11 protein-coding genes are annotated in these 13,806 nt (G+C 59.8%); 6 read left to right on the top strand and 5 right to left on the bottom strand.

The window, feature by feature from the left end; genetic code table 11:
* Window positions 1-41 precede the first annotated feature (41 nt).
* A complete protein-coding gene (gene ettA, locus HY30_RS14545) occupies window positions 42-1,706 on the top strand; it encodes an energy-dependent translational throttle protein EttA (protein ID WP_034742192.1) in 1,665 nt (554 codons plus the stop codon).
* A gap of 36 nt (window positions 1,707-1,742) precedes the next feature.
* Here the strand turns inward: ettA and HY30_RS14540 are convergent, their stop codons facing one another.
* From HY30_RS14540 to HY30_RS14520, 5 genes are all read right to left on the bottom strand, one after another.
* Entirely contained in the window at window positions 1,743-3,167 is a 1,425-nt protein-coding gene (locus HY30_RS14540; protein WP_034742188.1) for a Dyp-type peroxidase, read from the bottom strand.
* Between the two features lie 189 nt (window positions 3,168-3,356).
* Window positions 3,357-4,724 (bottom strand): mechanosensitive ion channel domain-containing protein, encoded by a 1,368-nt coding sequence (locus tag HY30_RS14535; protein WP_081812285.1) that lies wholly within the window; start codon window positions 4,722-4,724, stop codon window positions 3,357-3,359.
* A gap of 81 nt (window positions 4,725-4,805) precedes the next feature.
* Window positions 4,806-6,017, bottom strand: coding sequence for a glycosyltransferase family 4 protein (locus HY30_RS14530; RefSeq protein ID WP_081812264.1), 1,212 nt, complete (start codon window positions 6,015-6,017; stop codon window positions 4,806-4,808).
* 187 nt (window positions 6,018-6,204) lie between these two features.
* Entirely contained in the window at window positions 6,205-6,822 is a 618-nt protein-coding gene (locus tag HY30_RS14525; RefSeq protein WP_034742182.1) for an MlaC/ttg2D family ABC transporter substrate-binding protein, read from the bottom strand.
* Between the two features lie 52 nt (window positions 6,823-6,874).
* Window positions 6,875-7,621, bottom strand: coding sequence for an MlaA family lipoprotein (locus tag HY30_RS14520; protein ID WP_034742178.1), 747 nt, complete (start codon window positions 7,619-7,621; stop codon window positions 6,875-6,877).
* 145 nt (window positions 7,622-7,766) lie between these two features.
* On the opposite strand from HY30_RS14520, the gene HY30_RS14515 reads away from it, so the two are divergent.
* From HY30_RS14515 to metH, 5 genes are read left to right on the top strand one after another with little or no spacing between them, the layout of a single operon-like run.
* Window positions 7,767-8,744 (top strand): ArsR/SmtB family transcription factor, encoded by a 978-nt coding sequence (locus HY30_RS14515; protein ID WP_034742175.1) that lies wholly within the window; start codon window positions 7,767-7,769, stop codon window positions 8,742-8,744.
* Complete coding sequence (metF, locus tag HY30_RS14510) at window positions 8,741-9,640, top strand: methylenetetrahydrofolate reductase [NAD(P)H] (protein ID WP_034742172.1); 900 nt, start codon at window positions 8,741-8,743, stop codon at window positions 9,638-9,640. The genes HY30_RS14515 and metF overlap by 4 nt, the downstream gene beginning before the upstream one ends.
* A gap of 9 nt (window positions 9,641-9,649) precedes the next feature.
* The gene (locus tag HY30_RS14505; protein ID WP_034742169.1) at window positions 9,650-10,717 is read left to right on the top strand and encodes a homocysteine S-methyltransferase family protein; all 1,068 of its coding nucleotides are present in this window, start codon (window positions 9,650-9,652) and stop codon (window positions 10,715-10,717) included.
* Window positions 10,714-11,142, top strand: a complete 429-nt coding sequence (locus HY30_RS14500) for a gamma-glutamylcyclotransferase family protein (RefSeq protein WP_034742166.1) — start codon at window positions 10,714-10,716, stop codon at window positions 11,140-11,142. The genes HY30_RS14505 and HY30_RS14500 overlap by 4 nt, the downstream gene beginning before the upstream one ends.
* Complete coding sequence (gene metH, locus HY30_RS14495; RefSeq protein ID WP_051615523.1) at window positions 11,139-13,787, top strand: methionine synthase; 2,649 nt, start codon at window positions 11,139-11,141, stop codon at window positions 13,785-13,787. Before HY30_RS14500 ends, metH begins: the two co-directional genes overlap by 4 nt.
* Window positions 13,788-13,806: the final 19 nt, after the last annotated feature.

Raw genomic sequence — 13,806 nt, 5'->3', positions numbered from 1 at the left:
TAGAGCGCATTCTCCCTCCCGTTCGAACAGGAATACGCGCCATGGCCGGTCCCCAGATTGTTTTTCACATGCAAGGCCTCACGAAGGCCTATCCTGGCGGCAAGAAGGTGTTCGAGAACATCCACCTGAACTTCCTGCCTGACGCCAAGATCGGTGTCGTCGGCGTCAACGGTTCGGGTAAGTCGACCCTGCTGCGCATCATGGCCGGCGAGGACAAGGACTATCAGGGCGAGGCCTGGGCCGCTGACGGCATCAAGGTTGGCTACCTGCCACAGGAGCCGAAGCTCGACCCGACGCTGACAGTGTTCGAGAACGTGGCTTCCAAATGCCCTGAAAAGCAGATGCTGGAACAGTTCAACGCCATCTCCGAAAAGCTCGGCGAAGACTATTCCGACGAGCTGATGGAAGAGATGACCAAGCTGCAGGAGCAGATCGACGCGGCCGATGCATGGGACATCGATTCCAAGATCGACATGGCGCTGACGGCGCTCGGCTGCCCCGAGAACGATGCCGACGTGTCGGCCCTCTCCGGCGGTGAAGCGCGCCGCGTGGCGATCTGCCAGCTGCTGCTGTCCAAGCCCGACATGATCCTGATGGATGAACCGACCAACCACCTCGACGCCGAGACGGTTGCCTGGCTGCAGAACTATCTGATCAACTTCCCCGGCTGCGTCATCCTCGTGACCCACGACCGTTACTTCCTCGACGATATCACGAGCTGGATCCTCGAACTCGACCGCGGCCGCGGCGTGCCCTTTCAGGGCAACTATTCCGGCTGGGTCGAACAGAAGGCCAAGCGGATGGAACAGGAAGCGCGCGAAGACACCGGCCGCAAGCGCACGCTGGCCAAGGAACTCGAATGGGTCCGCTCCGGCCAGAAAGCGCGTCAGGCGAAATCCAAGGCCCGTATCAATGCCTATGAGGAAATGGCCTCCAAGGCCGAGCGCGAGCAGGTGATGACCGCGCAGATCCGCATCCCGCCCGGCCCGCGCCTTGGCGGCGTCGTGCTGGAAGCGGAAGGCCTGAACAAGGCCTTTGGCGAAAACGTTCTGATCGAAGACCTGGACTTCAAACTGCCACCGGGTGGCATTGTCGGCGTGATCGGCCCGAACGGCGCCGGTAAATCGACGCTGTTCAAGATGATCCTCGATCAGGAAAAGCCGGATTCGGGCAGCCTGCGCGTCGGCGAGACTGTGAAGATCGGCTATGTCGACCAGAGCCGCGACAAGCTCGATCCGAACAAGAACGTCTGGGAGGAAATCTCGGGCGGTACGGACATGATCGACCTTGGCGGCGTGCAGGTCATGTCGCGCGCCTATGTCGGCGCCTTCAACTTCAAGGGCACCGACCAGCAGAAGAAGGTCGGCCTGCTCTCAGGCGGTGAGCGCAACCGCGTCCACCTCGCGAAGATGCTCAAGGGCAGCCACAACCTGCTCCTCCTCGATGAACCGACCAACGACCTCGACGTGGAAACGCTGCAGGCCCTCGAAGAAGGCCTCGACAATTTCCCCGGCTGCGCCGTTATCATCTCGCACGATCGCTGGTTCCTTGACCGTATGGCCACGCACATCCTCGCCTTCGAGGGCAACAGCCATGTCGAATGGTTCGAGGGCGATTTCTCGTCCTACCTCGAAGACAAGAAGCGCCGCCTTGGCGAAGACGCGGTCAATCCGAAACGCCTGAAGTTCAAGAAGTTCGGACGCTAGGGGCCGCAAAAATAGGGATCGTTTCTTGAGAAGGGTCTAGACGATTGGCCTCGGACTCAGGGATTTTAGCATGGAGAGGGATGGCGCAAAAAAATACTCGCCGCCTTTCATGCTGACAAAGTTGCGGAAATCGAATTTCATTTTTTTGGTTTTTTCCCCACCGCCCCATTCTACGGGACAAGCCTGCCCGCCTGATGGACCTTGCCCTATCACGGGATCAATGCCTGTGTCGTCATGAACGAAATTCTGATTGTTGGCCCAAAAGCGCTGCGTGAATTCGAATTGGTTCTGTATGTTATTTTGATACGCCATGAAGAGAAGGCCAACGCCCTTTGTTGGCATCTCGTCGATGGTGAGAGATTTCGAATTCGGGTGTGTTAGGCGCTTCCCGTAAGTTATCCCACGACGTGCCATTATGTGGCTTCGTTCATCTTCCAGAGGCGCACCGAGGATACCAGAATCTCCCCGCGGGTTGGTTTTTCGGATGTGTGAATGGAAAGGACATTTAGAACCGAATTCGTCATCCTTATAATCGAAATTATTCATCACGGGGGCGTTGATCCCGTCTTCCTTCTGCAGAACGACCGGCGTTCCGTCCTCGAACCTGCCGACGATCATGGCCCCAGCCAGTTCTGCCTGCTTGGGACGAAGATTGAGTGCCTTTGCGAGATTCTTCTCCGCTTTCTTAAAAGCTCGCACATTTTGCTCCAGCTTGCGATAGACGAAATAGCTGCCGAAGCTGAATTCGGATTTTCCTCCCGGATCGTTTACAAGAGCGGTCTTGAGAGGGAACTCAGGATTCCACACAGAAATTCCATCTCGCGCGTCCCGCTCCCGCTCGACGTCCTCGCGAAGGATAAGAGGCTGACTACGTCCGTCTACATAGCCAAAATGCTCTATTCCTTCACCCTCGCTTAGCAGAGACTTCATGCCTAGTCCGATGTCGGTGCCCAGATGAACGACCCCCTTGGACTTAGTTTTCAATAGTAATTTAAGTGCAGCCTGAACATTCTCGCCATGCGTATCGGCGAGAAGTATCATAGCGTGAATGTTGGCGCTGAGGTGCTTGTCCCAGCTTGATTTGTCTGGATCATTCAGCGCCTCTTGACGGGCGGCCATGCCATCAACAAAGGCTTCGTCAGTCGGCGTCTGGTTTGTTGGAATGCCAAGTGCGCTGTATCCTGCATGTGTCAGAAATACGAGCAAGACGGGGTCACCGGGAGTCCCCTTTTGTCTGAATGCGACGGTCTCTTGCAGCTGTTTGGAGGCGCTCGTCACTGACGACGCGAGACCGCCGAGGAAAGCGCGACCATCATCTGCATTATCAAATTTGAAGAATGCGTTTGCAGTGTGAAGCCGTCCGTGACCCTTTAATATATTTGCCTGAAGGTCATCCAGCATGGCATTTTCTGCCGCATTGGCCGACGTCCATGCAAGCGAACGATTTAAATCGATAGCCATCTGTTGTCCCTCCACACAGATCACTTAGGGTCGCAAAAAAATACCCAAAAGGTAGAAAAAGTCAATTATATCTAAATAAAAGCGATTTCTCGAATTATGTTTGTGCAAGGAAATAATTATTGCTTGCGATTTAGCGAGCGCATTCGGGTTTTATACAAGGGCTGCTCAGCGAAGATGAGAACATAACGCCTATTCGACAGGACGGTCGGAATCGAGGAGGTCTGTCTCCTTGGTTTCGGCGCGTTCTTCGTCGACCTTTTTCTCGATGTGATCGTCGGGCGTGACGCTGAGGGCTTCCGAGCCGGCGGGCACGGCGGGGCGTTCCGGCTTGCGGCGCTCGGTCGGCGTGCCGCCCATGTCCTGCACGATCTTGCCGGCATCGACCGGGCCGTCGAAGCGGAGACGATAGATGGGTTCGGGCAGGGTGAAGCCGCCGGTTTCGAGGGCATCCTTTGTGGCGCTGATGGCAAGGCCGCGGGCCTTGTTGAAATCGGTCTCGTTCTGATTCACCCAGCCCTGGAAGCGCAGCACGATATTGGAATCGCCAACCGTCTGAATGAAGGCGCTCGCGTCCGGCTGTTTCAGCACGAAGGGCAGCGTGTCCAGCGTGCCGAGGCCAAGGTTCATGGCGGCGACCGGATCGTCTTCGGCATCGACGCCGAGATCGAACTCGAAGCGCCGTTCCGGGTTGCGGCTATAGTTCAGGATGACGGCCTTGAAGACCACGGCGTTCGGAATGCGCAAATGGTTGCCGTCGAGCGTCATCAGCACCGTAGCGCGGGATGTGAGGCGGACCACCTTGCCCTCCTGATCGCCGATCACGACGTGCTCATTGGCGCGGAAAGGCTGGCGCAGGCTGAGCATGATGGACGAGATATAGTTCTCGAGGCTGTCGCGCACCGCAAAGCCCACAGCGATACCGAGCACACCTATGCCGCCGAGCAGCGTACCCATCAGCGCGGTGGCGCCGACAAGGCTGAGCGCCAGTACCAGCGCGATACCGATGGCGATGACGCGCACGGCCTGTGACACGAGTTCGGCCAGGAAGACGTTGCGCAGGAGCCGGCGCCACAGCCACATCCAGCTGGCGAGCAGGTGGCCCAGCAGGCTGACGATGAGGAAGAGCGCGAGGCCGAGGCCGAGGAGCGGGAGGGCGCGGTAATAGCTCTTGAGACGGGCATGGAACGTATCAACGAGGGGCGAGACGTTCCCTTCAATGTCCAGCGTGCGGTCCATCTTGTCCTCGACCGTGACAACGCCCACGAGGCGCCCGGCAATGTCGATGGCGCGCGTGGCGGCCGCTGAATTGGAGACCCCGCCTGAGAGCGTGACGACGCCTTCGCTGACATCGACCTCCACCCGTTTGAGCGAGTCGATCTCCGAGAAGATGGCAATGATTCGGCTCTCGATGGCCTTGTCGTCCGGGGCATCACTGGCCGTCTGAACGACTTGCGCCGGGGGCTGCTCGGTGGGTGCCTGCGCGTGGGTTGGCAGTACAGGAACAATGGCCAGAAGGCACAGGCCGGCCAGCAAGTGGATCAGTCGTCTTGTCATCATGGGCATTGCGCCGGTTCCCTCAGCCTTGATCTACAAAGGCATGAGCGACGCAGGTGTTCCGCAGGTTTGCCCGCGTCGGCGTCAGGCCAGTTGGTCTTCGATATCCGAAATCGTCGGCGATGACACATCCAGCGGGGTGTTTTGCGGATCGCTGGACGGTTTTTCGGCCGCAACGCGCTCGTAGAACGGGTCGTAAAAGGCCCCGGAAACGGCGGGGGAGAACATCTTCTCGGCCGTCAGGCGGGCTGCCCGGCGCATGGGCAGCAGCTTTTCAGGGGCACCGATATAGGGCCGGATGGCAGCCAGCGCGTGATCGGCCAGCCTTTCGATCTCTTCGGCAAAGAAAGCCTCGTAGGCTGCGTCACCGTGTTTGACGCCCTCTGGCTGTACCCAGTGGCCGAGTTCATCGACATCAAGGGGCAGCATCAGGCCATTCAGGCCGTCCATCACGAATTCCGGGATCGCCTGCACGGGCGTGGCAATGGAGGGGGTGTGTTCCGCCATGGCTTCGATGATCGAGTACCCGAATGTATCCGAGAAGGTGGGCAGGAAGCTGAAGTGAGAGCGGCCGAGCAACTGCCTGACGGCGCTATTCGGCAGGCCGTCAAATCGCGTGACATTGGGCAGGTCGAGCAGGTCCAGGTAGGGCTTGAAGAAGGCTTCGGACGTCGGGTCTGTCCATACCGAGGCGCCAACCGTGAGGGATGACACGATCTGGATGCGTACGGGCAGGTTCTCTTCAAGCGCCTTCTGCGCAAGGCGAACAGCCACGCAGCCGCCTTTGCGCGCAAAGTGTGAGCCGACGAAGGTGATGACGAGTTCGTCCATACGGCCCTCGGCCAGCTCTGCGGCGAGCGGGTCGACATCCGGTCCCATGAGGACGTTCGGGTGGCGCACCAGCAGCTTGGCCTTCAGCGCTTCCGCAGTGCACGCGTCTTTCGTCTGGTCGATGAACTGGTTGCGTGCATAATGCGAGAGGGCGATTATGCGGCGGCAATGGCGGCTGGATATCTCGCGTGTCAGCCAGTCGGTATAACTATTGTCCCGCGCAATTCCGAAACGACGGGGCAGGTGGCTCTCAAACGAGATGACATATTTACGCTCGCCAATGGGCACGCGGTTGAAAGCGTGAACCAGGTCGGCATTGTGGAACGGGGCCATCCAGGCGATGCCGTCGAGCTTGTTCAGCAGTTTATCGAACGGCAGGAACAGACGGCTATCGATCTGGTGCCCGCTGCGACGGGGCACCACGAACGACGTGGGGTATCTGTCCCTGTAAACTGAAACTCTCATCGCGGCGTTGTACCCATCCGGAAATTCACCCCCGGGGTGTGCAGGAAACGGGCCAAGCTGGCTATATCAAAGTAAACGCCACCCTGACCATTCAATGCCCGAATGATAGCCCAAGTATATGACCAAATCGCGAATTTTTGCCGGAAATGCCACTTAATGCACTGAAACGTATAAAGTTTAACAGATTTTAGGTGCGTTTTGACGCTTTCAGGTCAGCTGTCATGCTTTCAATCTTTTTGATTAATACTTCAGCCGATCCATTCGAACGGTCCAGCAAGGCAATAAATTGTGCCCGCTGTTCTATACCAAGCCAGATCAGATTTCCGTCGAGATTGAGGGCAACGTCGACGACCTGATACTTGCCGTCGCGATAAAGAACGCGCCAGCGAACATCCATATCCTTGCCGTCCTGGCGCTTGATGACCGTATTCACGATGGAATCGGTGGCTGAACGGTCAACGGAATCCTTCACGATGACTTCCTTGCCGCGATAGTCATCGAGCTGGTTCTCGTAAACGGCGAGCGCGTAGTCGCGGAACGCCTTGCGATAGGCGGCAAGCTCTGCATCCGTGAAGCGGCGGCTATACTTGCCGATCACGAAATTGGACACCGCGTCGAGGTCGGTGAACTTGTCCATATACACGCTGAAGGCCTTGGTCCGCTGGTCAGCGGTCAGCGCAGGGTCGTTCAGCGTTGCCAGGACTTCGCTTGCATTGGTCTGGACATAGGCTTCGGTTTTTGCGTCTGCTGCTGCAGGCAATGCGCTCAGGGTCAATCCGACCAGGGCCAGACCTATTGTTGTCATGCGTTTCAAGCGGCTGCTCCTGCTTTTCGTAAGCGTCCTGTTAGGTCCCAAATTAGTCAAAATCAGGGAGATCTTCGTACGCATCTGCGTCATCGACCGGCTTACCATTACGGATGTCTGCCTGACGCTGAGATGAATAGATCCGACGAAGGGCAATGTAGGGCTCGGGCTGCTCGTTCAGGGTCTTGATCTGATCGTCGAACTCAACGCGTGCATTGAGGGCGCCCAGGACGCGGCGGCCCATGGCGATCTGGTCGTCGAGATCGGGTTGGCCTTCGAATTCGGTCCAGTTCAGCGGATCGAACGCCACATCGACGCCGCTTCCGAGAAGATCGCGGGGATTTGTCGGGCCAAGGATGGGCATCACCAGGTAAGGGCCGCTGTCGACGCCCCAAACAGCGAGCGTCTGGCCAAAGTCTTCCGTGTGGCCCTCAAGACCGAAATAGTGCGCCGCGTCCCAGAGGCCGACGAGCCCGATCGTGGTGTTGAGGGTGAAGCGGAAGAACGTGTCGCTTGCGCGTCCAGGCTGAGCTTGCAGCACGTCATTCACGAAGATGACGGGCGATTTCAGGTTGGCAAGGAAATCCCCGACGCGATCGCGTGCGAACGAGGGCGTGACCGTCTCGTATACGTTGGCAGCAGGGGCGAGGGCGTAGCGATCGACGCCATTATTGAAGGCGAACATCTGCCGGTTGAACCCCTCATACGGGTCGGCAATCATGCCTGGCTCTGGCGGTGGTGTCGAAGCGCAGGCGCCCAAACCCAGTGTCAGGGCGGCGCCAAGGAAACGTATTTGCATGAGGAAAGCCCTCTGGGAGGTTAGGTTGGATTATTAGAATGGTAATTCGAAACCGCTCCATCAACACACAGTTTGGTAAATTCATTCTGCATGAACACATGAAATGTTTATTGCAGAACATATAAACCCATGTTTATATACTGATATGAAGTCTGATCTCGTTCCCACTCTGGACCGGCTGCGCGCGGCGGGCGAACCGACGCGCTTGCGGATACTTGCGCTTCTGCGCGGCAGGGATTTGTCAGTCGGCGAGCTTGTGCAGGTCCTGGCGCAGTCCCAGCCCCGATTGTCTCATCATCTGAAGGCCCTGACGAGTGCGGGACTGGTTGAACGTATGCCAGAGGGCTCGTTTGTTTTCTATCGCGCGGCCAGTCGAGGGGAGGGGCGCGCCTTTCTCGATTCCCTATTCGAGCAGATTGCGGTCGATTCGCCGACATTGCAGCGCGATTCGCAGCAGCTTGAGGAAGTGACGGCCCTGCGCGCGGCCTCGGCGGAGTCTTACTTTTCCGAATTGGCCGGTACATGGGACACGATCCGGTCGCTTCACTATCCGAATGAGGCCATTGAAGCGGCGCTGCTGGAGCTTGCCGGACCCGGCCCGTTCGAGCGGGTCGTGGACTTCGGTACGGGGACAGGCCGGATGCTGGCGCTTTTTGCGCCGCTGGCGCGCGAGGCCGAAGGTATCGACCTCAGCCACCAGATGCTGACCGTGGCCCGGGCAAATCTTGAGCGGGCGGGCATCACGGGCGCCCGTGTGCGCCAGGGCGATGTTACATCCGCGCCGTTTGAGGATGCCTCAGCCGATCTCGTCATCATTCACCAGGTGCTGCACTTCATGGATGCGCCGGGGAGGGTGATTGCCGAGGCGAGCCGCGTGCTGAAACCCGGCGGGCGCCTGCTGGTGGTCGATTTTGCCGCCCATGATCTGGAGTTCCTGCGGTCCGAGCATGGTCACCACCGGTTGGGCATGCGGAACGACAATATGGAAGCCTGGGCCCAGGATGCGCAGCTGAAGCTGTCCGCGCCCGCTTCCTTCGCGCCGCCCGAGGCCACTGGCCCGGGACTGGTGGTCAATATCTGGGTCGCCGAAAAGGCGGCCCTGCCCGAGGAGGCCAAAGCATGAGCAGTCTTTCGATTGCCAACCGTCAGAAGCATGCGGCGCCGTCCGTATCGTTCGAGTTCTTCCCGCCCAAGAGCGAAGCCATGGCGGCGCGCCTGTGGGAGACCGTGCAGCGGCTGGAGCCTATGGCGCCGGAATTTGTGTCTGTGACCTATGGCGCCGGCGGGTCCACGCGTGAGCGCACGCATGACACGGTGAAACGAATTGCCAGTGACACGGCGCTGCGCCCGGCGGCGCACCTGACCTGCGTGTCGGCGACGAAGGCGGAAGTGCTGGACGTAGCCGATTCCTATGCAGCGGCGGGCGTGCACCATATCGTGGCCCTGCGCGGCGATCCGCCCGAAGGCATGGGCGCCGCTTTTGCGCCTCATCCCGATGGCTTTGCCAATTCGGTGGAGCTGATCGAAGCGCTCTCCGAGGCTGGCAAGTTCGAGATATCGGTGTCGTGCTACCCGGAGCCCCACCCGAACAGCCGGGGCTGGGACGAAGACCTCGCCTTCCTGAAGGCGAAGCAGGATGCAGGCGCCAAGCGGGCGATCACGCAATTCTTCTTCGAACCGGACACTTACCTGCGCTTTGTCGAAAAAGCGCGCGCGAAGGGCATCACCATGCCGCTCGTGCCAGGGATCATGCTGCAGCCGAACTTTGCCGGCCTCAAGCGCATGGCTGGCATGGTGCAGGCGACAATTCCTGCCTGGCTCGACCGGCTGTATGACGGGCTCGACAGCGATGATGAGACACGAGACCTTGTAACGGCGACTGTGGCCGCCGAACTGTGCCACAAGCTGGCCGATGAAGGCGTCAGCGACTTTCACTTCTACACGCTGAACCGGGCGGGACTGGCGCTGTCGACCTGCCGCCTGCTCGGCATGAAACCCAAGCCTGCACAGGCTGCATGAGGCCCTGACATGACACGCAAAGACCGCATCGCCGCACTGAAAGCCGCCGCCAAGGAGCGCATCCTGATCCTCGATGGGTCGTGGGGTGTGATGATCCAGCGGCGGGGGCTCGACGAGGCCGATTTCCTCGGTGAGCGCTTCATTGGCCATGAGGGGCAGATGAAGGGCAATAATGACATCCTGTGCCTCACCCGGCCGGATATCGTGACTGACCTGCACAACGCCTATTATGCGGCCGGCGCCGATATTTCCGAGACGAACACGTTCTCGGCGACGACGATTGCGCAGGACGATTACAAGCTCGATGCGGAGGCCGTGCGCGACATCAATCTGGAAGGTGCGAAACTGGCACGGGCGGCAGCCGATGAATGGACGGCGAAGACGCCGGACAAGCCACGCTTTGCTGCCGGCTCGATCGGACCGTTGAACAAGATGCTGTCCATGTCGTCGGACGTGAACGACCCGGGCCATCGCTCGGTGACGTTCGATGAGGTCTATGAGGCCTACCGGATGCAGGTTCAGGCGCTGAACGAAGGCGGGGTGGACCTCTACCTGATCGAGACGATTACCGACACGCTGAACTGCAAGGCCGCGATCAAGGCGATCATGGACCTTGAAGAAGAGGGCATGGAGAAACTGCCGATCTGGATTTCGGGAACAATTACTGACCGGTCGGGGCGTACGCTGTCTGGCCAGACGGTCGAGGCGTTCTGGAATTCGGTGCGGCATGCCAAGCCGTTTGCCATCGGGTTCAATTGCGCGCTCGGGGCGGACCTGATGCGGCCGCACATCGCGTCGCTGTCGCGGATTGCCGATACGCTGGTGGCGGCCTATCCGAATGCCGGCCTGCCGAACGAGATGGGCCAGTATGACGAGACGCCGGGCCAGACATCGGGCTCTGTGGGCGGCTGGGCGAAGGACGGGATCGTCAACATCCTCGGTGGCTGCTGTGGCACGACACCGGAGCATATCGCGGCGATTGCCAAGGCGACGGCTGGCCTGAAGCCGCGTGACCCTGCGCCGACCTCGCACGACATGCGCCTTGCGGGCCTGGAACCCTTCGTGCTGGCGTCATGACGGGCGGAACGGTCAAAAAAGGCGACCTGTTCGTGTTCTATGGCCTGCTGAAGCAGGGCGCTGCGGGCATGCCGTCAGACCTGCCGCTGGAAGCGTCGGGCAAGTTTCTCGGCGCCTGCCGGTTTCGCGGAAGGTTGCTGGATCTTGGCGGCTTTCCGGGCGTGGTGGACGGCGAGCAGCTTTGCCATGGCGTGCGCTACGCGCTGGACGATATTTCAATCATCGGTGCGATGGATGCATTCGAGGACGTCACGGACGACCCGGATACGTCGCTCTATACAAGACAGAAAATTCCGCTGCTGGATGACCAGGGCGCGCCGACCGGCGAGCAGGCCTGGATCTACTGGTACAATCAGCCCGCAGAGGGCTTCACTGACATTCCGGACGGCAACTGGCCGCTCGACAGGGGACGCACCCGCAAATGACTTCATCTGCCTCCACCCGCTTTATCAATATCGGCGAACGCACGAACGTGACCGGCTCTGCCGTGTTCCGGAAGATGATCACCGAGGGGCGCTACGCCGACGCAGTGGAAGTGGCGCGCAACCAGGTCGAGAATGGCGCGCAGATCATCGACGTGAACATGGACGAGGGCATGCTCGACGGCGCCGAGGCCATGCGGACGTTCCTGAACCTGATCGCCGCCGAACCGGACATTGCGCGCGTACCGGTGATGATCGACAGCTCGAAATGGGAAGTGATCGAGGCCGGCCTGAAATGCGTGCAGGGCAAGGCGGTCGTCAACTCGATCTCGATGAAAGAGGGCGAGGAGATTTTCCGCAAGCATGCCAGGGCGTGTCTCGCCTATGGAGCGGCCGTGGTTGTGATGGCCTTCGATGAAGACGGGCAGGCCGATACGGCGGCGCGCAAGATCGAGATTTGCCAGCGGGCCTACAAGATACTGACCGAAGAGGTCGGCTTCCCGGCTGAAGACATCATCTTTGATCCGAACATTTTCGCGGTGGCGACGGGGATCGAGGAGCACAACAATTACGCGGTGGACTTTATCGAGGCTGCCAAGGTGATCCGCGAGACGTGCCCCGGTTGTCATATCTCGGGCGGGCTTTCGAACGTGTCGTTCAGCTTTCGGGGCAATGAGCCGGTACGCCGGGCGATGCACTCGGTGTTCCTGTATTATGCGATCCCCGCGGGCATGGACATGGGCATCGTCAATGCCGGCCAGCTGGACATCTATGACGATATCGAGCCTGCGCTGCGCGACGCCGTCGAGGACGTGATCCTCAACCGGAACCCTGAAGCGACAGAACGCCTTGTCGACATTGCCGAGACATATCGCGGCCAGAAGGGCAAGGTTCAGGAGAAGGACACGCGTTGGCGTGAGGCACCTGTAGCCAAGCGTCTGGAGCATAGCCTTGTCCACGGCATCACGGAGTTCATCGAGGTGGACACCGAAGAGGCGCGCCAGTCTTTCGAGCGCCCACTGCATGTGATCGAAGGGCCATTGATGGACGGCATGAACGTGGTCGGTGACCTGTTCGGATCCGGCAAGATGTTCCTGCCGCAGGTGGTGAAATCGGCCCGCGTGATGAAGGCGGCTGTGGCCTATCTCGAGCCCTATCTCGAGGAAGAAAAGATCCGTCTCGGGACGGTCGATGTGTCCAATGGCAAGGTGCTGATGGCGACCGTGAAGGGCGATGTGCACGACATTGGCAAGAATATTGTAGGCGTTGTGCTGGCCTGTAACGGATACGAGATTATCGACCTGGGCGTGATGGTTGCGGCTGAGAAAATTCTCGACACGGCCATTGAGCAGAACGTTGATATCATCGGCCTGTCGGGCCTGATTACGCCAAGCCTGGACGAGATGGTCTATGTGGCTTCCGAGATGCAGCGGCGCGGCATGACGCAACCGCTGATGATCGGCGGGGCGACGACGAGCCCGGCCCACACGGCGGTGAAGGTCGAGCCGGCGATCCAGTGCGCCCCCGTCATCCATGTGTCCGATGCGAGCCGGGCCGTGGGTGTGGTGAGCACATTGCTGAGCGAGACGGACAAGCCCGGTTTCCTGGCGCAGACCAAGGCGCGCTACCAGCGCATGCGGGACGCCCGCAAGGATGGCCCGCCCAAGCCGCGCCTGCCGCTGGCCGAGGCGCGTGCAGCCGCCATGAAAATCGACTGGGATGCCTATGAGCGCCCGGTGCCGACCTATTCCGGCGTGAGGACGTTTGACGACATCGATCTGGCCACGCTGGCGCGCTACATCGACTGGACGCCTTACTTTTCGGCCTGGGATCTGGCGGGCAAGTATCCGGCGATCCTGACGGACAAGGTGGTCGGTGAGGCGGCGAGCGGCTTGTGGCGGGATACCGAGGCGATGATGCAGCGCCTTGTTGGCGAAGCGTGGTTCCAGCCGAAGGCGGTTGTCGGGTTCTGGAAAGCAAATGGCGACGTTGACGATATCCGTCTCGAAACAGGCGACGTGTTCCACACGCTGCGCCAGCAGATGGTGAAGGACAACACGCGGGCGAACTTCGCGCTCTCGGACTTTGTCGCCCCTGAAGGCGAGGACTGGATTGGCGGCTTCTGTGTCACGGCTGGTCCGCAGGTTGAAGCCATCGCGGCGGACTTTGCGGAAAAGGGTGACGATTATTCCTCGATCATGGTGAAGGCACTCGCTGACCGCTTTGCCGAGGCCATGGCCGAGTATATGCACGAGCGTGTCCGCAAGGAGCTGTGGGCCTATGCGCCGGATGAGGGCCTGAACCCGCAGGACCTGATCGAAGAGAAGTACCGCGGTATCCGCCCGGCGCCCGGTTATCCGAGCCAGCCGGAGCACACGGAAAAGGCGACGCTGTTCAAGCTGCTGGATACCGAAAACCAGATTGGCGTCTCGCTGACATCCAGCTTCGCCATGACGCCTGCATCGAGCGTGTCGGGCATGTATTTTGCCCATCCCGAAAGCGTCTACTTTGCTGTCGGCCGCATCGAGCGGGACCAGGTCGAGGACTATGCGCGCCGCAAGGGCTGGGACATGCGGACGGCGGAGCGCTGGCTTGCGCCCATTCTCAATTACGATCCGCTGGCCGTTCTGGCAGATGGTGTCGCCTGACATAAATGTTTGCGCTATC

It is taken from the genome of Hyphomonas chukchiensis (assembly GCF_000682695.1).
GTDB classification, from domain to species: Bacteria; Pseudomonadota; Alphaproteobacteria; order Caulobacterales; family Hyphomonadaceae; genus Hyphomonas; species Hyphomonas chukchiensis.
Note: the sequence above shows the minus strand (reverse complement) of the source record. Positions and strands in the feature narration are given on the sequence as shown.